This window comes from Mycobacterium sp. NGS61, from assembly GCF_059812325.1.
Window position 1 is genome coordinate 62103 of sequence record NZ_JCALCL010000010.1, and the last position, 19278, is coordinate 81380.

Annotated in this window: 19 protein-coding genes, 1 tRNA gene and 3 pseudogenes; 11 read left to right on the forward strand and 12 right to left on the reverse strand. The window is 64.6% G+C overall.

The window, feature by feature from the left end; all coding sequences use genetic code 11:
- The first annotated feature begins 111 nt into the window (after window positions 1-111).
- Window positions 112-2916: a type I DNA topoisomerase gene (gene topA, locus AC5Y3Z_RS19450; protein WP_463828525.1), complete on the forward strand. Its 2805-nt coding sequence runs from the start codon at window positions 112-114 to the stop codon at window positions 2914-2916.
- Between the two features lie 10 nt (window positions 2917-2926).
- Here the strand turns inward: topA and AC5Y3Z_RS19455 are convergent, their stop codons facing one another.
- Entirely contained in the window at window positions 2927-4582 is a 1656-nt protein-coding gene (locus AC5Y3Z_RS19455; RefSeq protein WP_473139916.1) for an adenylate/guanylate cyclase domain-containing protein, read from the reverse strand.
- Window positions 4583-4692: 110 nt separating this feature from the next.
- Between AC5Y3Z_RS19455 and AC5Y3Z_RS19460 the strand changes: the two genes are divergently transcribed.
- Together AC5Y3Z_RS19460 and AC5Y3Z_RS19465 are read left to right on the forward strand one after the other, a co-directional pair.
- Window positions 4693-5910 (forward strand): DNA polymerase III subunit delta', encoded by a 1218-nt coding sequence (locus AC5Y3Z_RS19460; RefSeq protein ID WP_473139882.1) that lies wholly within the window; start codon window positions 4693-4695, stop codon window positions 5908-5910.
- 34 nt (window positions 5911-5944) lie between these two features.
- A tRNA-Thr gene (locus AC5Y3Z_RS19465) sits at window positions 5945-6020 on the forward strand.
- Window positions 6021-6039: 19 nt separating this feature from the next.
- Here AC5Y3Z_RS19465 and AC5Y3Z_RS19470 read toward each other — a convergent pair.
- A pseudogene (locus tag AC5Y3Z_RS19470) lies at window positions 6040-6952 on the reverse strand (tyrosine-type recombinase/integrase); the annotation flags it as partial.
- A 119-nt stretch (window positions 6953-7071) separates the two neighbouring features.
- Here AC5Y3Z_RS19470 and AC5Y3Z_RS19475 point away from each other — a divergent pair.
- Together AC5Y3Z_RS19475 and AC5Y3Z_RS19480 are read left to right on the forward strand one after the other, a co-directional pair.
- A pseudogene (locus tag AC5Y3Z_RS19475) lies at window positions 7072-7221 on the forward strand (ATP-binding protein); the annotation flags it as partial.
- A 63-nt stretch (window positions 7222-7284) separates the two neighbouring features.
- Window positions 7285-7917, forward strand: a pseudogene (locus AC5Y3Z_RS19480) (IS3 family transposase); the annotation flags it as partial.
- Between the two features lie 285 nt (window positions 7918-8202).
- Here AC5Y3Z_RS19480 and AC5Y3Z_RS19485 read toward each other — a convergent pair.
- From AC5Y3Z_RS19485 to AC5Y3Z_RS19510, 6 genes are all read right to left on the reverse strand, one after another.
- The gene (locus AC5Y3Z_RS19485) at window positions 8203-9381 is read right to left on the reverse strand and encodes a hypothetical protein (RefSeq protein ID WP_473139881.1); all 1179 of its coding nucleotides are present in this window, start codon (window positions 9379-9381) and stop codon (window positions 8203-8205) included.
- A gap of 253 nt (window positions 9382-9634) precedes the next feature.
- Entirely contained in the window at window positions 9635-10495 is an 861-nt protein-coding gene (locus AC5Y3Z_RS19490; protein ID WP_473139880.1) for a hypothetical protein, read from the reverse strand.
- A 19-nt stretch (window positions 10496-10514) separates the two neighbouring features.
- On the reverse strand, window positions 10515-10787 hold the full coding sequence (locus AC5Y3Z_RS19495) for a hypothetical protein (RefSeq protein ID WP_499918763.1): 273 nt from the start codon (window positions 10785-10787) through the stop codon (window positions 10515-10517).
- 260 nt (window positions 10788-11047) lie between these two features.
- The gene (locus AC5Y3Z_RS19500; protein ID WP_473139878.1) at window positions 11048-11203 is read right to left on the reverse strand and encodes a hypothetical protein; all 156 of its coding nucleotides are present in this window, start codon (window positions 11201-11203) and stop codon (window positions 11048-11050) included.
- 10 nt (window positions 11204-11213) lie between these two features.
- Window positions 11214-11708, reverse strand: a complete 495-nt coding sequence (locus tag AC5Y3Z_RS19505; RefSeq protein ID WP_473139877.1) for a hypothetical protein — start codon at window positions 11706-11708, stop codon at window positions 11214-11216.
- A 310-nt stretch (window positions 11709-12018) separates the two neighbouring features.
- Window positions 12019-12186 carry a hypothetical protein gene (locus tag AC5Y3Z_RS19510; RefSeq protein ID WP_473139876.1) on the reverse strand — a complete coding sequence of 56 codons (168 nt, stop codon included), beginning with the start codon at window positions 12184-12186 and terminating at the stop codon, window positions 12019-12021.
- Between the two features lie 184 nt (window positions 12187-12370).
- Here AC5Y3Z_RS19510 and AC5Y3Z_RS19515 point away from each other — a divergent pair, with 184 nt between their 5' ends.
- The 5 genes from AC5Y3Z_RS19515 to AC5Y3Z_RS19535 all read left to right on the forward strand — a co-directional run bounded on the left by AC5Y3Z_RS19515 (window position 12371) and on the right by AC5Y3Z_RS19535 (window position 14978).
- A complete protein-coding gene (locus tag AC5Y3Z_RS19515) occupies window positions 12371-13156 on the forward strand; it encodes a TIGR04255 family protein (RefSeq protein ID WP_473139875.1) in 786 nt (261 codons plus the stop codon).
- Window positions 13143-13685, forward strand: coding sequence for a hypothetical protein (locus tag AC5Y3Z_RS19520; RefSeq protein ID WP_473139874.1), 543 nt, complete (start codon window positions 13143-13145; stop codon window positions 13683-13685). Before AC5Y3Z_RS19515 ends, AC5Y3Z_RS19520 begins: the two co-directional genes overlap by 14 nt.
- The gene (locus AC5Y3Z_RS19525) at window positions 13682-14110 is read left to right on the forward strand and encodes a hypothetical protein (RefSeq protein WP_473139873.1); all 429 of its coding nucleotides are present in this window, start codon (window positions 13682-13684) and stop codon (window positions 14108-14110) included. Before AC5Y3Z_RS19520 ends, AC5Y3Z_RS19525 begins: the two co-directional genes overlap by 4 nt.
- Before the next feature lie 171 nt (window positions 14111-14281).
- Window positions 14282-14464, forward strand: a complete 183-nt coding sequence (locus tag AC5Y3Z_RS19530) for a hypothetical protein (protein WP_473139872.1) — start codon at window positions 14282-14284, stop codon at window positions 14462-14464.
- Window positions 14454-14978: a hypothetical protein gene (locus tag AC5Y3Z_RS19535; protein WP_473139871.1), complete on the forward strand. Its 525-nt coding sequence runs from the start codon at window positions 14454-14456 to the stop codon at window positions 14976-14978. The genes AC5Y3Z_RS19530 and AC5Y3Z_RS19535 overlap by 11 nt, the downstream gene beginning before the upstream one ends.
- Here AC5Y3Z_RS19535 and AC5Y3Z_RS19540 read toward each other — a convergent pair.
- Together AC5Y3Z_RS19540 and AC5Y3Z_RS19545 are read right to left on the reverse strand one after the other, a co-directional pair.
- Window positions 14975-15181, reverse strand: coding sequence for a hypothetical protein (locus AC5Y3Z_RS19540; RefSeq protein ID WP_473139870.1), 207 nt, complete (start codon window positions 15179-15181; stop codon window positions 14975-14977). The genes AC5Y3Z_RS19535 and AC5Y3Z_RS19540 overlap by 4 nt on opposite strands.
- A gap of 261 nt (window positions 15182-15442) precedes the next feature.
- Window positions 15443-17257, reverse strand: a complete 1815-nt coding sequence (locus tag AC5Y3Z_RS19545) for a hypothetical protein (protein WP_473139869.1) — start codon at window positions 17255-17257, stop codon at window positions 15443-15445.
- Between AC5Y3Z_RS19545 and AC5Y3Z_RS19550 the strand changes: the two genes are divergently transcribed.
- A complete protein-coding gene (locus AC5Y3Z_RS19550) occupies window positions 17223-18167 on the forward strand; it encodes an NAD-dependent epimerase/dehydratase family protein (protein ID WP_463828528.1) in 945 nt (314 codons plus the stop codon). The genes AC5Y3Z_RS19545 and AC5Y3Z_RS19550 overlap by 35 nt on opposite strands.
- A 24-nt stretch (window positions 18168-18191) precedes the next feature.
- On the opposite strand, the gene AC5Y3Z_RS19555 is transcribed toward AC5Y3Z_RS19550, so the two are convergent.
- Both AC5Y3Z_RS19555 and ppgS read right to left on the reverse strand, forming a co-directional pair.
- Complete coding sequence (locus AC5Y3Z_RS19555) at window positions 18192-18554, reverse strand: DUF2304 domain-containing protein (protein ID WP_473139868.1); 363 nt, start codon at window positions 18552-18554, stop codon at window positions 18192-18194.
- Window positions 18551-19246: a polyprenyl-phospho-N-acetylgalactosaminyl synthase PpgS gene (gene ppgS / locus AC5Y3Z_RS19560; RefSeq protein ID WP_463828530.1), complete on the reverse strand. Its 696-nt coding sequence runs from the start codon at window positions 19244-19246 to the stop codon at window positions 18551-18553. The genes AC5Y3Z_RS19555 and ppgS overlap by 4 nt, the downstream gene beginning before the upstream one ends.
- Between the last annotated feature and the right edge of the window lie 32 nt (window positions 19247-19278).

A 19278-nucleotide genomic window follows, 5' to 3' on the forward strand; every position in this document is an offset into this window, starting at 1 on the left:
CGAGCCTCAACGGACCGGATTATCGGGAATTTCAGGGCGCCGACCTGTCATTCTTCCCCGCGAAGGCGGTTCCGCCAGGGAACCGACACAGGAGATGGAGCGTAGGCGCAGGTGGCTGACCGGAGGGCTAGCAGCGGCAGGAACGGGAGCACCCGGCGATTGGTGATCGTCGAGTCGCCCACCAAAGCGCGCAAACTCGCCGGTTACCTGGGATCCAACTACATCGTCGAATCCTCGCGGGGGCATATCCGCGACCTGCCGCGCGCCGCCGCTGACGTGCCGGCGAAGTTCAAGTCCGAGCCGTGGGCCCGTCTCGGGGTCAACGTCGATGCCGACTTCGAGCCGCTGTACATCATCAGTCCGGAGAAGAAGAGCACCGTCACCGAGCTGAAGGGCCTGCTCAAAGACGTCGATGAGCTCTACCTGGCCACGGATGGCGACCGCGAGGGCGAGGCCATCGCCTGGCATCTGATGGAGACCCTGAAGCCGCGCGTCCCGGTCAAACGGATGGTTTTCCACGAGATCACCGAGCCGGCCATTCTCGAGGCCGCTGCGAACCCGCGCGACCTGGACATCGACCTGGTCGACGCTCAGGAGACCCGCCGCATCCTGGACCGGCTGTACGGCTACGAGGTCAGCCCGGTGTTGTGGAAGAAAGTGGCGCCCAAACTCTCCGCCGGCCGCGTGCAATCGGTGGCCACCCGCATCATCGTCCAGCGCGAACGCGACCGGATGGCGTTCCGCAGCGCTTCCTACTGGGACATCCTGGCCAAGCTGGACGCCAGCGTGTCGGACCCCAAGGCGCAGCCGCCGACCTTCGCGGCGCGTCTGACCAGCGTCGACGGTCTGCGCGTGGCTACCGGTCGCGACTTCGACTCGCTGGGCCAACTCCGCAAGGCCGACGAGGTCACCGTCCTGGACGAAGCGGGCGCCACCGCGATCGCCACCGGACTGCAGGGCGCCCAGCTGGCCGTGGCGTCGGTGGAGGAAAAGCCCTACACCCGGCGGCCGTATCCCCCGTTCATGACCTCGACGCTGCAGCAGGAGGCGGGCCGCAAATTGCGGTTCTCCTCGGAGCGCACCATGAGCATTGCGCAGCGGCTCTACGAGAACGGCTACATCACTTATATGCGGACCGACTCCACGACGCTGTCGGAGTCGGCTATCGGCGCCGCGCGCAACCAGGCACGCCAGCTCTACGGCGAGGAATACGTGTCGCCGTCGCCGCGCCAGTACACCCGCAAGGTGAAGAACGCCCAGGAGGCACACGAGGCGATCCGGCCGGCCGGTGAGACATTCGCCACACCCGATGCGGTGCGCCGCGAACTCGACGGCGACGAATTCCGGCTGTACGAGCTGATCTGGCAGCGCACGGTGGCATCGCAGATGGCCGACGCGCGCGGCACCACGCTGAGCCTGCGCATCGAGGGCCGGTCCGGAGAACGGGACGTGATCTTCTCGGCCTCCGGGCGCACCCTGACGTTCCCGGGCTTCCTCAAGGCATACGTGGAGACCGTCGACGAATTGGCCGGCGGCGAGGCCGACGATGCCGAACGTCGGCTGCCGCAACTCACCCCGGGCCAGCGGTTGGACGCCGTCGAGCTGACCCCGGACGGGCACTCCACCAACCCGCCCGCGCGCTACACCGAGGCCTCGCTGGTCAAGGCGCTGGAGGAGCTGGGCATCGGCCGTCCGTCCACGTACTCCTCGATCATCAAGACCATCCAGGACCGCGGTTACGTGTACAAGAAGGGCAGCGCCCTGGTGCCGTCCTGGGTGGCGTTCGCCGTAATCGGGCTGTTGGAACAACATTTCGGTCGTCTGGTGGACTATGACTTCACCGCGGCGATGGAGGACGAACTCGACGCCATCGCCTCGGGCAGCGAGCGACGCACCAACTGGCTCAACAACTTCTACTTCGGCGGCGAACACGGCGTGCCCGACTCGGTGGCCCGCGCCGGCGGCCTGAAGAAACTGGTCGGTGTCAACCTGGAAGGCATCGACGCCCGAGAAGTCAACTCCATCAAGGTGTTCGACGACGCGCAGGGGCGTCCGGTGTATGTCCGGGTCGGCAAGAACGGTCCGTACCTGGAACGCACGGTGACCGGTGACGACGGCGAACCGACGCCGCAACGGGCCAACTTGAACGACTCGCTGACTCCCGACGAGCTGACTCTGGATGTGGCAGAAGAACTTTTCGCCACTCCGCAGGAGGGGCGGGTGCTGGGCGTGGACCCGCAGACGGGACACGAGATCGTGGCCAAGGACGGCCGCTACGGGCCTTACGTGACCGAGATCCTGCCGAAGTCGCCGGACGACGACGGCGACGCCGCGCCGGCCAAGAAGGGCAAGAAGCCGACGGGTCCCAAGCCGCGGACGGGTTCGCTGCTGCGCAGCATGGACCTGCAGACGGTGACGCTCGAGGACGCGCTGAAGTTGCTGTCGCTGCCGCGGGTGGTCGGGGTGGACCCGGCGTCCGGCGAGGAGATCACCGCGCAGAACGGGCGGTACGGCCCATACCTCAAGCGCGGCACCGACTCTCGATCGCTGACCACCGAGGACCAGATGTTCACCATCACCCTCGACGAGGCGCTGAAGATCTACTCCGAGCCGAAACGGTCCGGGCGCCAAGCTGCTTCGGCCCCGCCGCTGCGCGAGCTGGGCGCCGACCCGGCGTCGGGCAAGCCGATGGTGATCAAGGACGGCCGATTCGGCCCCTACGTCACCGACGGGGAGACCAACGCCAGCCTGCGCAAGGGTGACGACGTCATGTCCATCACCGACGAGCGCGCCGCTGAATTGCTGGCCGACCGGCGGGCCCGCGGTCCGGTGAAGCGGACCGCGAAGAAGACGGCACGCAAGGCGACGTCGGCCGCCAAGAAGGCACCGGCCAAGCGCGCCGCCAAGCGCACTTAGTCGCCGGCCGTTACGGGGTCGCCTGCGTGGCGACCTGCTCGGTTTGCGGCGAAACCTGATCCAGCCCGGCCAGATTCAGTGGACGCGCCAACTGCGTGGGGGCGATGCGGCCGCGCAGTTCGACCACCTCGCCCACGTCCCAGCACAGTGCCTCGGCATCCAGGGCGCCGCTTACCGCGATCGCCGACGCCAGCACGTGGCCTTCTTCCAGCTTGGCCAGTTCGGTAAGACGGGCGGCCTCGTTGACCGGGTCGCCGATGACGGTGTACTCGAAGCGGGCCTGGGCGCCGATGTGGCCGGCGATGGCCCGGCCGGCGGACACCCCGATGCCGAATTCGGCAGATCCCAGCACCGGGATGAGCTCGTCGTGCAGCGCGCGCGCCGCGGCCAGCGCTGCGCCGGCGCCGTCGGGGTGTTCGATCGGCGCACCGAAGATCGCCAGCGCGGCGTCGCCCTGGAACTTGTTGACGAATCCGCCGTACCGCCCGACGGTCTCGACCACAACCCGGAAGAACTCGTTGAGCAGGTGCACCACCTCGGCCGGCGGTCGCGTCGCGGCCAGCTGGGTGGAGCCGACCAGATCCACGAACAGGACCGCGACGTCGCGTTCCTGGCCGCCCAGCTCGGTGCCGCGCTCGAGTGCCCGGCGTGCCACGTCCTCACCCACGTAGCGACCGAACAGGTCGCGCAGCCGCTGCCGCTCGGATAGGTCGCGGACCATGTCGTTGAACCCGGCCTGCAGCAGCCCCAGTTCGCTGGCATCGTAGATCTGCATGTGCGCGTTGTAGTTGCCGCGCTGCACCTCCGACAGGGCCCAGCGCAGCTGGCGCAACGGGTCGGCGATCGACATCGAGACCAGCAGCGTGCTGGCGGCCCCGATGGCCAGCGCCGCCAGCGCCAGCAGCAGGATCGGATTGAACAGGCTCTCCGCCGACGCGTGCAGCAGCGATATCTTGTCCGACACCACGGCCAGGATGATCGCCAGCAGCGGCACCGCGGTGGAGAGCACCCAGGTGAGCATCAGGCGCAGGATGACGCCGGGGGCCCGGACGTTCTCCGGCACGCCGCTGCGCAGCGCGGCGACCGCCACCGGCCGCAACACCCGCTCGGACTGCAGGTAGCCGATGATTCCGGTGGCGGTGGCGCCCAGGGCGTTGGCGACCATCACCACCGGCGCGGCGTGGCGGGCCACCGACCAGCTCGCGATGACGAACACCACGCTGCCGACGGCCCAGGATCCCGCGCTGATCAGGGTGCGGTAGAACGGCATCCGCAGGGCGCGGGTGCGGGCCAATTCGGAAGTGGACGGGTCGGCTTCGACGAGCAGGTTGTCGCGGCGCTGCCAACGGAAGACCGGCACCAGCAACTTGAGGTTCCAGGCGAATCCCGCGAGGAACAGGAACACCACCGAGCAGATGAAGATCGTGACGTTCGTCGGCGGCAGGTCCTGCAGCTGGATGCGGTCGCGGGGCGGCAGGCCGTAGCGCAGGAAGCCGAGCACGAACAGGCCGCCGATGATGTCGGCCTGCAGCATGCTCAGCGAGAACACCGGCCACGGCGTACGTATCACCCAGCGGGCGAATGCGCTGATTCGCCTGGGGAAGCTTGCGGCCGTGGTCACGCAACTACCGTATCGGTCAGCGGGGACAGGCCGGTAACCAAAAATTGCTTCGGCAAGTCGTCCGACGTGGGCAGATGATGGCCGAAGGTCACGAAACTGTCGCGAAACGGATGCTGATCGGTATCTGTCGGGGGTGCTCACTACTGTTGCCGATCATGACGGGCGTGTTTACGCGGCTGGTAGGCCAGCAAGTAGTGGAGGACGAGCTGCTGGCTGCTGCCCGGGCTGCCCGACGTACTGTCCAGGGTGATCAGGGTCACGCAGGCCAGCGAGCCGGGACTATGACACATGCCTGGCTGATCACCGGTCCGCCGGGTTCCGGCCGTTCAGTGGCCGCCTTGTGCTTCGCGGCGGCGCTGCAGTGCACCTCCTCGGCAGATCCGGGGTGCGGCGACTGCCGAGCCTGTACGACGACGATGGCGGGCACCCACGCCGACGTGCGGCGGGTGATTCCGGAAGGCCTGTCGATCGGTGTGGACGAGATGCGCGCGATCGTGCAGATCGCGTCGCGGCGACCGACGACCGGGCACCACCAGATCGTGGTGATCGAAGATGCCGACCGATTGACCGAGGGTGCCGCCAACGCGCTGCTCAAGGTCGTCGAAGAGCCGCCCCCGTCCACGGTATTCCTGCTGTGCGCCCCCTCGGTGGATCCGGAGGACATCGCGATCACGCTGCGCTCCCGGTGCCGGCACGTCGCGCTGGTGACCCCGTCGACCGAGGCCATCGCCCAGGTGCTGATCGGAGGCGACGGCCTCGATGCCGCGACCGCGAACTGGGCGGCGTCGGTCAGCGGCGGCCACGTGGGGCGGGCACGGCGGCTCGCCACCGACCCCGACGCCCGCACGCGGCGACAGCAGGCGCTGGAGTTGGTCCGCGACGCCGCCCGACGGTCGGGGGCCTACGCCGCCGCCGAGGAGTTGGTGGCCGCCGCCGAAGCAGAAGCCGTCGCCCTGACCGCCGAGCGCGCCGAAGCCGAGACCGAGGAACTGCGTACGGCGCTGGGGGCGGGCGGGACCGGCAAAGGCGCCGCCGGCGCGATCCGTGGCTCCGCCGGGGCGATCAAGGACCTGGAGCGACGGCAGAAGTCTCGGCACACCCGCGCCTCACGCGATGCTCTGGACCGGGCCTTGATGGACCTGGCCTCGTATTTCCGGGATGCGGTGCTGGTCTCGGCCGGCGCCGGGTCGGTGCGGCCCAACCATCCCGACATGGCTGAGCGAGTGGGTTCGCTGGCCGCGCACGCCAGCCCCGAGCGGTTGCTGCGCTGTGCGGAGGCCGTGCTGGAATGCCGCGAGGCGCTGGCGATCAACGTCAAGCCCAAGTTCGCCGTCGACGCCATGGTGGCCACGATTGGGCAGGAGCTACGGTAGCCACGTAGACTCGTCCCGCCCGCGACAGGGCACCGCCGCCTTAGCTCAGTCGGTAGAGCGATTCACTCGTAATGAATAGGTCAGGAGTTCGATTCTCCTAGGCGGCTCCATCTACCAGCGGAAATGCAGCTACACAGAACCGCTGGACCCATGAGAACCCGGTCCACCTGATACTTTCCTGATACTTTCAGCCGCCACTTTCCCCGACGCGAATCTGTCCAGCGTGTTCCGCACATCCGGGCCGCGAATGTGACGCTGCAGGTAATGCGCTTCGGTGGTGGCCAGCTTCGAGTGGCTCAGTTGCTGCTGCGCTAACGCCGGCCCAGGTCGTCGCGGACCACGGTGGCCACCGTGCGGCGAAACGAGTGCGGTGTGACCCACCGAAGATCTGCGGGCAGCGCGGTCCGTAGCGCCCGCCGCAGATTGCAAAGCGACATCCAGCCGCCCTCCCTGTTGGCGAACACCGGCCCGGACGGGCCGTCTCGCCCAGGAGTACCGTGAAGGCCTCCACGCCGAACTGGGGCAGCACCACGGTATGCTCCGGAGCGTCGCCCTTGCGGGCTTCCTGGCGGTGCAGCCCCTTGCCTGGGATCCGTTGGTGGTCGACCAGGGTGCCCGAGATTGTCACAGTCGGGGGGTCCGCGAGCAGATCGACATCTGACCACCGCAATGCCAGCACCTGACTCGGGTGTGCGCCGGTCGCGGCCAGCACTTCGATGAACGCCGGCAGCAGTCGGCCGGGCTTCGGGCCGCCATGCCCCTCGCGGCTTGCGTACGCGTCGACCGCGGCCCGCACTCGCTCGAACTCGGCGGGTGTCATCGCGCGGGCTGGCTTCCTGTGCAGCTTCGCGGTCTTGGTCTCCACGATCGGATTCACCGCCAGGACGTCAAAGCGCACGGCCAACGAGAACATCCCGCGCAGAATTATCCGCAGATAGCCGGCCTGAGACGTTGTCGTTGCCGCCACGCCCTGAATGTGCGCGTTGGCCCGCGACGTCGGAAGCTCAGTCACCCGCAGCGCGCCTAGCTGGCCGGCGCCATACTTGGGTCTGCTGCACGGATGGGTGACATCTTGACCTGACCCACCGTCTGGGTTCCAGATTCGGTGACTAACTGGCGGCCTGTACGAAAGGCTGACCGTCATGCCGCGCCCGTATCCTGACCACCGTGGCCGCCGCCATGCTCGACCGCCTGCTGCACCGCTCCGTAGTCATCAACCTCGACGGTGAGTCCTACCGGCTACGCGATCACCACGCCGCCGCGGAAACCCTGCGCCGAACAACCACCGGCACCCGCCAACAACTACACTGACCGCTGCTCACAGGTGAGGAATTTCGGCGAGCACAGCCGGGGATTTTCGATGAGCGCGGTCAACGCACGGTTTCGGTCCTGATGACGCTCGCCGGCATCTACGGCCTGCCCGGTCCGATCCGGGTCAAACGGTTGCGCGGCGTAGTGACCGCCGATGATCTGGTGAACCGCAAGTTCCACCGGCTGGCGCCAAATGAGTTGTGGGTCACCGACATCACCCAACACAGGACCCGGGAAGGATGGCTGTACTGCTGTGCTGTCCTGGATGCGTTCAGCCGCCGCATCGTGGGCTGGTCGATGGACTCGAAGGCCGATGCGACTTTGGTGGTCAATGCGTTGGACATGGCCATCCGCAACCGCCGCCCATCACCCGGTGGCATCGTTCACGCTGATCACGGAACCCAGTTCACCTCTTGGGTTTTCGGCGAGAAGATCCGCGCCGCGGGGCTTTTGCCGTCCTTTGGGACGATCGGCGACGGGCTGGACAATGCCATGATGGAGAGCTTCTGGTCTTCGATGCAAATCGAGCTGCTCGACCGCCAGAAATGGAAGACCCGCGTCGAGCTGGCCAACGCGATCTTCGACTACCTCGAAATCTTCCATAACCGCCGACGCCGCCACTCCGCGCTCGGCTACCGCACCCCGGTCGAATACGAACTATCCTTCACCAACAACACCCTCACCGCCGTCAGTTAGTCACCGAAAATGGAACCCAACAGGTGGGTCAGGTCAAAACTGTCACCTGACGGTGCAGCAGACCCTTTCAGGGTGTTCGGTATCGGACTGAGCGGACGTGGAGGGCGGCGTTCGCGAGGTTCCTGGCGGCCCGTGACGCCTGGGCTCAAGAACATGAGGGCGCGAGGTTGGCGCCGTACGAGAACAACGGTCACTGCCCCTTCGACCATTCGAGATTTTTCGGCGTCGCCCAGTGTGTACGGCGCTCATGACGGCAGGTTGGGTGCGCCCGCCATGGCACTCGGCTTATTCATCATCGAAGCGCTTCGTAGGGAAAGATGGCCAGTCGGGTTCGAGATCGAATACTGACGACGCATCGAGCGTTGCCGCGCTTTCTACGAACTGCCCGCTCTCAAGTGCTGTGGTGGTAGCGAAGCCGTCGCGGTTGTTGATTGGGGTTGCGGCCCATGGATTCAGCCATAAGCGGGGTAAATCTGTTGCGATTCTCCAATACCGAAGGTTGGATCCGATCAGCACAGCCGATACGCGAATTCCACGCTGGTCGTCATCGTCTTTCCAATCACCACGGAAGTAGCCATCGCGTCGTCGCACTTGACGTATCGACGCGGCGTCGCCCTCATTCCATTGAAATTCCCTGCGGCCAAACAATGCGTCGCCGAACTCATCCTCATCCACCCATCCGGTTCCCTCCAACACGGCTACGATCAGCGGCAGCGGCAGCGGGCTATTACCGTAACGCCGCCCTTTCTTAGTGATCTTCTCCTGGATGCGATCAATTGTGTTGGCAGGGAAGCCGAAGACTGCGGGCAGTGTGCCGATTATCCGGCCGCCCTTATGTCTTGCATCAGGCCTAGTCGGGTAGGCAACCAGCTCCAGTGACCAGTCGCGTATCGGAATCGTCCTGCGAGGCAGTTCTTCTCCCGGTTTCGAGAGAATATCGTCAGGGTCAAGCGACGCGAGCCACTGCGCGATAGGTCGGGTGACATCTCTCCGTTTCGGTTTCTTGGTACCGGTTTCGACGCGCTCGACACCGACGAGAAAGTCGCGAGTCTCAACATCGCTTATGCAGTCGTAGATCCATTCAACGTTGCCGCGTGTCCCCCCGGTGCCGGCGACCACGCATTCGATGTAGAAAGAAGCTCCTGGCTTCGTCATAAGGAAGTCGGGCTTGCCCTTAGATCCTTCGATAATGGGGTGTGCGACAACGTCATACCGCAAGTGCCGGAACAAGCTAGCGATATACAGCTCCCACCAAGCCCCCAGGTGCTGACCGCTGTCGTGATCGGTGAACCTGCTGTAGAGGTCACGCTTGGCGTCGCTCGGATGCTCGGCGAACCACCGCTCGAGCAACACCCGCACGCGATCCCAATGCGCACCAGCAACACGGTCAAGGAACTCGAAGTCACCCTCAGAAAACCGGGCCGGACTACGGTCGGTCCGCTTAACGTCACTGAAGAGTTTCACGACGCGTTCCGTAGTCTTCACGCCGCCGAGCGGCGAGTCGGCGGACTGCGCACCGGGGAGCGCGTCACATTGGATACGTGTGGCTTGGGAACACACCTGCTTGCGGCCGGTGTTATCGCTGCAGGGGACGCGATCTGGGGGTTTTCACCAAGACTGAGATCGGACGCAAACTGTGGTCCAAGATCTGGACGGGCAAGCACATCCGTGCAATTGCACGGGACTATGGCGGGATTTCTTCCGATGGACATGGACATTAGCGGCCCTTCGGCATCCGGTCCGAAATGCCTTGCAGTGCTTGCCTGTACAGCTCATCAGGGTGACCACCGAGGGACAGCCACCTGTGCGTCCCGGCCAGGACACAGAGCGACGCCGCGTCCATTGTCGCTGTAATGAACTCGGGATCGGGGAGACGCTGAATCCGGAAGTACCCAGGCTCGTACTCATCTCGGCTGTGCAGCTCGTACCCCTCAATGCCAAACCAATTCTGTCCATGCGCCGCGCCGCTAGCGGCATTCCATATGTAGGCCCACTCGTCGGGATCGCGCTGAACATGCTGCGCCGCATGACGTATGAGCCCTTCGTACCCGGGCGGATTATCCGCCGGCCGCAGCGGCAGCGGCGAGTCGCGAGCACGCCGTTCAAGGTTGTTGATCCGCGACTGGATATAGGACTCGTCGCGCACACCTGCCCGGAGAGCCTGGCGATGGTAACGAAAGTCGCGGTGCAGCAAGCGGACATGGCGACTGGCGCAGTCCTCGGAGATAGGCGAGCTGAGCGGCCAAAGCGCATGGGCGGCGGCTTCCAGACCAGCACGTCCCAGCAGCAGATACGACCGGTACGGCACCTCGTGCGCCGCATCCGGGGCGAACTCGTACGGAGAGAAGTGATCGGCCCAGAAACCGAGAGAGTCACCCGCAGCCAACAAGTACTCGCGCGTCCACGCCGAGACTTTCTCATGCGGGTAATGAAGATCTGCGGTAGCGAGTGCGCTGCCTGGTACCGGGTCGACGGTTCTCTGCATCACGAGTCGGCATGACCGGGCCAATAGCGCCGATGATTTCCATTCCTCTAGGTGCTCGTCGGGAACCGGTGAGGGGGTCGGTGGTTCGGTCATGCGGGCTCGGGGGACTTGATCAGTCGACGAACTCGTAGGGCACACCCGACGCGTACGTGTCAAAGCGATCGCCGCTCTCCAACGCATCGATCAGGCGGGCCACCGCGAACTCATGTCGGGTGATCTCGAGGCCCTGGTGTCCGAGTCCGAGCGGTAGGGCGCAGCGTCCGCCGTCAACGTATACGAAGTTGACTCGATCAACGAGCGACCCCCGCCAGAACACGTCGGCATCGTGCATGGACACCTTGGGATCTGGAAACTCCGCCCACCCGAATTTCAGATCGCGCGACATCAAACCGGATTCTCGCCCGAATGCGATGGTGATGTCGATGTCCGGCTTGTAGACCGCAACGTACGTGTGACCGTGAACCTCGCAACCGGCCGATCCGTCGGCGGGGCTGCTCCAAGTCGCGAAGCTGTCACGATACGTTGGGCCCGAACGGATTCGATGCCAGTCAGAGTTTCTGGATGCGGTGATGAGTGTGCGTAACTCGTCGAACTGCATGCGGGCTCCCTCCAAAGATAATCCAGCGTCGGGCAAGACAACGCGCGTTATTTGTCCCCATCGCGCCGACTTCGGCGTTCCTCGATTTCACGCTCACGGCGATCTCGTTCCTGCGCGAGCTCGGCCTTCTTACGCTCGGCGGCCTCTGCCTTCCTTCGTTCGATCTCTTCGCGCTTGCTCTTGTTGTCCCAATGGTCAGTCACGTGCGGTCCTTCAGTGGAGGGCGATAGCGCAAAGGAGCAGTACGACTTCGACTACGAGCAGCACGACCGCGCAACGGAACGCATTCTGTCTCAGTTCGAGCATGTCGTGGTTAGCCTCGGCTCCGGTGATCATTGCATCGATGACGTACCGGCGGATAGCTGCTTCGTCATCTCCCGCCGCAATCCTGGCCATGATCTTCGAAGCTGACGGGGTGTAGCACCACATCTTGGCCGGCCACACGACCACCAGCACGCTGATACCTAGAGCGACCACGACCAGCAAGAGGATCAGGGCTATGCCGGAACAAAGCGCGGACTCTGAGTCCGGATCGCTCTGGATCAAGCCGACCCCGGCTGAAAAGGAGATAAACAGCGCGGTAGTGGCGAGCAGATTGCTCGCCCTGGTTCGCGTGTTCGCTAGCGTGGCGTCCTGCAGCTTCAGCCGTTCCTGCGCTACGGCATAGGCCAATTCAAGGCGCTTGTCGGAAGCGGGCTCGGCCGACACTAGAACGCGGAATCTTCCGGACCCGGATCTGCGTGACCAACCACTGGCATTGCGACTGGCCCCCGAGTCTCCTCGACGGTCACCCACTGCGCGGGACTGATGTAGAGGGTCTCGCGGTCTGCCTTGCTAATTTTCAGGACGCCGCCGGCGACTACCTCCAACCTGTCCCGGTGTCGAAGCTCAGGGGCGGTTCGCCTGTTATCAGTTGCACCTTGATTGCCATGCGGTCAGTCTCGCTCCAGGGCCGGACACATCGGTCTAAGACTCCGGTGATAACTCGGGAGATTGTTACCTCGGAGTCAGTGGCCGCTCAGCTGTGCAGAATGTGGCCGCCGGCGCCACCGAGGGCTGTGATTGCGATTTTTGAGCCTCCTGACAGCAGGCCGTCAAGCACTTTTCGGGCTCTGCTGCGCTCCGGCTCGTCCAAGTCTTCATCCTCGGCGACAGCCACGTCCAAAGACATGATCGACACCGCCATGACCGCCCAACTCCCACGCCAACGCCAATCCGTCAGAGGCATACCCGGATACACAATCTGATGCCACGGGACTCGATTCGGTCCTCACTGGTCGGCATTAGCGATCACGCTGCTGCCGGCGATGACGCCAGTGTCGCTGGTCACAACCGTCCCACCGCTGCCTTAACATTGCACAATGGGGGGCGTGGCCATTGCACAAGCTCTCCCCTCGTTCAAACTGCCGCCGGTGATCGAGGTGGCCGCGGGCATTCACTTTCTGCAGTTGCCTGGTCTTGACACGGTCGCGTTGGTGCGCCTGGTCGACAGATGGCGAGAGCGTTTCCCGAAAGTTCAGGAACAGGTAGCTCTGCCACCACTGGGGCCGGCCAACTTCATGTTCCAATTCGGCAACTCGGTCGCACCGATTCGGTTGTGGGTTTTGACCGAGGACGAATCACTACTCATTCAGGTGCAACACGACCGCCTACTGATCAATTGGCGTAAGCAACAGGGTGATAACCCGTATCCGCGCTATGACGTGTTACGTGCTGAGTTGTCGTCTATCTGGAGCGACTTCGAGCGTTACATAGAAGGTGCGGGATTTGGCGTTCTCCGGCCAAGTGCCGCAGAGGTGACCTTCTTCAACCGAATCGCGGTAGCCGGCGCATCTGATGTACCGCGGGTGATTGATGCGCTCTCGACCACCTTCACTCTCGACGGTCATGTCGCAACCAGGGTCCAGATGGAGCGCCAACTCAGCGAGACGGACGGCCAACCGTTTGGGCGGCAGACAATATCGCTCGGTTACCCTGCTGACGAGAATGAGCTGCAACTTGAGATCAACTCGATAGTTGCGATAGACGCCGAACTTTCTTCAGTGGACGTCTTCGCCGCCCTTGATGTTGCACATAGGGAAGGCGTAATGATGTTTGACCACGTCACAACGGAGGGCATGCACATCGAATGGGGAAAGACCGATGCCAGTAATTGAACAATCGCCAATCACTTCGTCGCCCAGAACTGTGCCGACGTTTATTCAAGATGCGCATATTCGATGGTGGGCCGCCCAGCCCGGACAACCGCAAGTCTCCCACCCGACGCGGTCAGAAGTCATCGTGTACGCACAGAGCGAGCTGGCCAAGCTAACGCGGCTGCCCCGAGGTTGGGACGGCGCCAGCGGCCGCGCGGTGCACACCGCAGTCGCGAACCTTGCGGTCTCCTTGATCAAGGCACTCACACACGCTGATGGGCTTGCAACGCCGCAGTTCTCGCCGCTCCCCGACGGCGGACTGCATGTCGTCTGGCTCGTTGATGGTGACCAACTCACAATCGCATTTGAGGATGGTGAACTGGCGTTTCGTGGCTACTGGGCCGATGGTCGTGAAGCGTTTGATCATGAACTCGCAGTCAGCAAAGGCCAGACTGACGGGCCTCGACTGCTAGGAGTCGCACTCGATGATTCGCGCATCTTCCTCGAGAAGATCAGTGCAGGAGTTCAACATCAACTGATTCCGCGGTGAAGGCTGACGATCCTCAGATCGGCCCAGAGGAAGTGCTGTACCGATATTCGCCAAGCATCCCTCACGAACACTGGACAGTGACCGACCAGGGAACGAAGAAGGTGTCGATCACCGTGGCTGCAGTGCGCTTTGATGACGACGGCATCTCTTGCTATCGAGACCGAATTCTCGCCGAACACGGACTCAGTTGGGCGGATGTCAAGCGGGAACCCAAGAATGGAGTTTTCTCGATGCTGGTGAAGGATGTCCGGGAGGTCTGCCTCGGCGTGGCGTTCGACCCATACCCTGACACCGAACAGTCACACCCTCGCGACGTCGCCCATTCCCTAGTCGTCGACAACGACCTACCGAAGAAGCAGGGCAGGAAAGCGCGCGAGGACCTAGCCAGGCGGGCGCGGATAATCCACAGCGGTATCACGGAATAGAAGGCGCAGACGCGACGCAAGCCCGGTTCGCCGAGCCGCCCCCCGGCCCGCCCACCTGCGCGTTTTGACACGAACCGGCAGGTCGAAATAGCCGGGAGAGATATAGTTGTCAGAGGTACATGCGACGCTACGAGAAACAAAGCTATCGTTACGAACAGAGGGGGTGTGAGTATGGCAGTCAAGTTTCAGAAGATCAGCGCAGACGGATCGTGGAAGATCTTCGATCAAGCTGCTCACCGTCTGCTCGGCATTGATGGCGCGACGTTCGCGCGGCGTTGGGACAACGGCTCCTATGCGGATGACTCCGACACTGACGTGATGAAGGTCGCCATGCTTCGTCCGAGTGGCCGGTAGGACTCAGGCCGAAGCAGTTAAGGCGTTTGTCGCGCCGATCCAGGCCGCCCTCGGTATGTTCCTCGACGGCAAGGTCACCGCCGACAACTACAGGGCAGGCGAAGAGGGTGTTCTCACCCTCAACAACGGCGAGGTCGTCGGACTCCGCGCCGCCGGCAAGCTGGGCCTGAGTGTGAGTATGCGATACAAAATCGTCGCCTCCGACGATCGTGACCGGGGTCCGTGGAAGGTCACCACGACGGGCTACATGTACGACCTGCTGATCGATGGCACCCCCCAATACGAATATCACTGGCACCCGATTTCGTCGTCGCATGAAGTGCGTCCACATCTTCACTGCTCGGCACTCGGCAAGGGGCACATACCGACCGGCCGGGTCATGATCGAGGATGTACTGAAGTTGGCGTTCCAGCAGGGAGCGGAGCCTCGCGACGAGAAGCGGTGGGAGAAGCTGGATAAGCGCAATCGCGAGATGTTTGCGCGCGGTGCCACCTGGGGGGTAGGGCCGTCCTAGTCTGCTGTCAACGCCGACTCCAGTCGCATGACGGCCTCGTACAAGGCCACCACGACCGCCTCCGACTCCTTGCCGTAGTCCTTGGCGACGTCCCAGACCTTCGCCGAAATCGGCAGTTTCTCTGGTCTGGGGCCAGGGAGGTAGTGCGACGGCTGGCCGGAACCGCCGAATGTGGTGGTCTGGACGCTGATGTCGGTGCTCATGTGGGTGACTGTAATGAAAGGCACCGACAAAATAGACGGGTCTCCACTTTCCTGATACAAACGCCCCTAAATCACCCCGGATCCGTGGGCACGCTAGCGGACGATGAATCGTGTATCACGTTGCGCTGCAATATCTTAGCGGACTCTCTTGAACGCTATCGTTCTACGTCAATATGTGAATAGGTCAGGAGTTCGATTCTCCTAGGCGGCTCCACACTTCACCGGATCGGCGACGCGCCGCGAAGTTTCCGGGCTGGGCGCTCACAGCGGCGCCAGAAACCCCACCGGCCCGGAGGCCAGACACAGCGCGAGTGCAGCGGTGTTGGCCCGCACCGTGATCGCATCGCCGGCACCCGGCAACCGGGCATAGACGCGGTTGAGTCCGGGATGCACCGGGACCTTCACCTCTGGCCCGTCGGACAGGGCCAGCATCATCGAGCCGTCGGTATTGGCCAGGTAGTGCAACTCGACAGTCCAGTCGGCCGGCAGCAGCGGACCGTCCAGGATCAGGCGCGTCGGGCGGTCCGGCTGGGCGAAGTAGCCGCACTGCGCGACCGGCCCCGGCCTGATGGTCCGCACCCAGGTCACCCGGGCGTTGACCAGTTGCCCCTTGCTGTTGAACATCCGCAATTGTGTTGTGGCGGAACTGAATTCAGGTCGATCGCGAAGCAAAGCGAACAGCTGGCTGGCCAGGTTCTGCGGCCATGCCACCCGCTGCAAGACCATCGGGTCCACCTCCTGGTCCAGCAACGGCACCGTCGGGTCCGCCATTGCCAGGCCGGCCCGGGCGTTCTTCAGATAGGGCTCGGCCGGATTGTCGCGCCATACCTGCGCGAACGTCGACGTCGAGTACAGGCTGCTGGCCAAGAAGAGCAGCGCCACAACGGTTGTCGCAGCGGTCCGGAGCCGCGAGGTGTCCAGCCACGCCGCCGACGGCCGGTTGGGGGCGGCGAACGCGATCGCGGCCAGTAGCGCCAGCACCACCACCAGGTCGGGGAAATACCGCAAGGTCTGCGCCAGTTCGAGGGCGGTGAAACGCGACGACCGCATCAGGTAGATCGGAACCTGGCAGGCCACGGCGTAACCGGCGGCGATCAGCCACACCGGTCCGATCCGCTGCTTGCGGATCAGCGAAACCGCCAGCGCCGCAGCAACACTGAGCCATCCGAGCGCCATCACCACGGTCCCCGGGGTGGCCCACGGGGAGGCCGGCGCCCAACGCGCCCAGTGCCAGGGGCCGCCGGCCAGACCGGGCACGATGCCGTGCGTGACGGACCGGCGCAGCAGGGCCCAGGTCATCGCGACGTCCGAACTCCATCGCCGCTGATTCACCACGACCAGATACAGCACCACCCAGCCGGCGGTCACCGCCAGCGACGGCACCCACAGCCGGATGCCGGCCCGCCAGGCGGCCCGCAGCGGCGACGCATCTGCGCGCACATGACCGGCGAGGGCCACGACCGCGAAGGCGACGAACGGGATCACCGCGGCCTTCTCGAAGAACAGCAGGCCACCGAGATACACCGACACACCCGTCAGCGCGTAACGCTGCCTGCCGGTGCGAACCAGCAACACCGCGTCACCGCACACCCACGCCAGCGCCGCCAGCATCGGCAGCGAGTTCAGCGCCGCCGCCCACCACGCGAACCCCGGCACTCCCAGCGGGGTGAACAGCGCGAAGGTCAACGGGAGCAACAACACCGGCCGCCAGCCCAGAATCACCCGCAGCGCCCGCAGCAACGCCAGCGACGCCAGCAGTTGCAGCACCACCAGACTGACCGCCGCCCCGGCCCACTCCAGCGGTGCCAGCCGGATGATCGCACCGGCCAGCAGAAACGCACCGGGCATCACGTGCCCGTCGTGGTCGTCGAACAGATACGACGGGGACACCAGACTGTGGCTGCCCGCGCGGCCGATCAGAATCAGATCGTCCCAGTAGAAATAGCCGCTGAACGCCAGCGCCGCGCGGATTGCCAGCTGCACCGCGATCAGCACACCTGCGGCGACGATGACCGCCCGCGCCACTCGGTATGGTGGGCCGGTGCGCGCACTGGTCACCGGGGCTGCCGGTTTCATCGGCTCGACGCTAGTCGACCGTCTCCTGGCCGACGGTCACACGGTGGTGGGCCTGGACAACTTCGCGACCGGCCGGGCGACCAACCTCGAGCATCTCCTCGACGAGCCGGCGCACACGTTCGTCGAGGCCGACATCGTGACCTCGGACCTGCAGCCCATCTTCGACGAACACCGCCCCGAGGTGGTGTTCCACCTGGCGGCCCAGATCGACGTGCGGCACTCGGTGGCCAACCCGCAGTTCGACGCCTCGGTCAACGTGATCGGCACCATCCGGCTGGCCGAGGCGGCGCGTCGCGCACAGGTACGCAAGGTCGTGCACACCTCCTCGGGGGGGTCGATTTACGGCATCCCGCCGCAGTACCCGACGCCCGAGACGGTGCCGACCGATCCTTTTTCGCCCTATGCCGCGGGCAAGGTGGCCGGGGAGATCTACCTGAACACCTTCCGGCACCTGTACGACCTGGACTGTTCGCACATCGCGCCGGCCAACGTGTACGGTCCGCGCCAGGACCCGCACGGCGAGGCCGGCGTGGTCGCGATCTTCGCCCAGGCGTTGCTCGAGGGCAGCAGCACCAAGGTGTTCGGTGACGGCTCCAACACCCGCGACTACGTCTTCGTCGATGACGTCGTCGACGCCTTCGTCAAGGCGTCCGGCGAGCAGGGCGGCGGGCAGCGGTTCAACGTGGGCACCGGAGTCGAAACCTCCGATCGCCAACTGCACACCGCGGTCGCCGCCGCCGTGGGCGGGCCCGACGACCCGGAGTTCCATCCGCCGCGGCTAGGTGACCTGAAGCGCTCCTGCCTCGACATCGGTTTGGCGGCAGAGATTTTGGGTTGGCGACCGCAGGTCGGGTTAGCCGACGGGGTGCGGCGCACGGTGGAATATTTCCGGCACAAGCACGGGAGTTGAGCCCGCCGGGGCGGGCGGCTGAATTCACTCTCGCGGCGACGAACCCACGCTGGCATCGGGCGGTTGCGCGCCTTCCAGCGCGATCGCCCGCGCCAGGCGCGCGTAGCGCAGTTCCAGATCCTTGAACCGCATGTAGGTGCTCAGCGTGGTGAAACTGAACGCCATGATCAGCGCGTAGAGCATCAGGTCGGTGCCGCGGTTCACCCCGAACCAGTGCGCGACCACCGTCGTATCGTCCGGACGGAGCACCGCGTAGACACCGAGCAGCACGAACAGGACGTAGCCCACCTTCACCCACGCGCGCGCCCGGGCGCTGCGCCGCGACCGCAGCAGGAACATTAAAAGCGCGATGATGGCGCCGATCAGCAGCGGCTGAATCCAGTTCACCGTCGTATCCTCCCGCGCAGGAACCCGTCGAAAATGATGTTCACGCCGTTGAGCAGCGGCTGCCCCTTCGACTTGGAGTAGTCGGTGTAGAGCACCTCGACCGGTTCTTCGGCCACGCGCCAGCGGTTTTCGGCGATCAGCATGACGATCTCGGTGGCGTGGCTCATGCCGCTCATGGTGATGTTCATCCCGTCGGCGACGGTCTTGTTGAAGACCCGCAGGCCGTTATTGGTGTCGGTGAGCCCGAGCCGGCGGCCGCGCCGGCTCAGCCGGGCCGCGGTCTGCAACACGATCCGCTTCAGCAACGGCGGGCGGGTGGCCACCGCCTGGCCGAAACGGGTCCCGATCACGACGTCGACGTCGCCCCGCTTGATCCGCGCGACCATCGTGGCCACGTCTTTGACGCGGTGCTGACCGTCGGCGTCGAATGTCGCGAACACCGCGGCGCCGGGCTGCGCGCGGGCGTACTCGATGCCGGTCTGGATGGCCGCGCCCTGACCCAGGTTGATCGGATGACGCACCAGGTGAGCGCCGGCCCGCCGGGCGATTTCACCGCTGCCGTCGGAGCTGCCGTCGTCCACGCAGACGACGTTGTCGAAAACCGATCGCAGTTCGCTGATCACCGCACCGATGACAGCGCCTTCGTTGAAGTTGGGGACGACGATCCACACGTCATGCGTTTCAGAACCCATGTCAAGCCACAAAGTACACGCCGGGCAGGCCG

Coding starts and splice junctions, on each gene's coding strand:
- AC5Y3Z_RS19460 (WP_473139882.1), top strand. CDS start 4,693: ATGACGGGCGTGTTTACGCGGCTGGTAGGCCAGCAAGTAGTGGAGGAC.
- AC5Y3Z_RS19490 (WP_473139880.1), bottom strand. CDS start 10,495: ATGACCGAACCACCGACCCCCTCACCGGTTCCCGACGAGCACCTAGAG.
- AC5Y3Z_RS19495 (WP_499918763.1), bottom strand. CDS start 10,787: ATGTCGCGCGATCTGAAATTCGGGTGGGCGGAGTTTCCAGATCCCAAG.
- AC5Y3Z_RS19510 (WP_473139876.1), bottom strand. CDS start 12,186: ATGGCGGTGTCGATCATGTCTTTGGACGTGGCTGTCGCCGAGGATGAA.
- AC5Y3Z_RS19520 (WP_473139874.1), top strand. CDS start 13,143: ATGCCAGTAATTGAACAATCGCCAATCACTTCGTCGCCCAGAACTGTG.
- AC5Y3Z_RS19530 (WP_473139872.1), top strand. CDS start 14,282: ATGGCAGTCAAGTTTCAGAAGATCAGCGCAGACGGATCGTGGAAGATC.
- AC5Y3Z_RS19540 (WP_473139870.1), bottom strand. CDS start 15,181: ATGAGCACCGACATCAGCGTCCAGACCACCACATTCGGCGGTTCCGGC.
- AC5Y3Z_RS19545 (WP_473139869.1), bottom strand. CDS start 17,257: ATGAAACCGGCAGCCCCGGTGACCAGTGCGCGCACCGGCCCACCATAC.
- ppgS (WP_463828530.1), bottom strand. CDS start 19,246: ATGGGTTCTGAAACGCATGACGTGTGGATCGTCGTCCCCAACTTCAAC.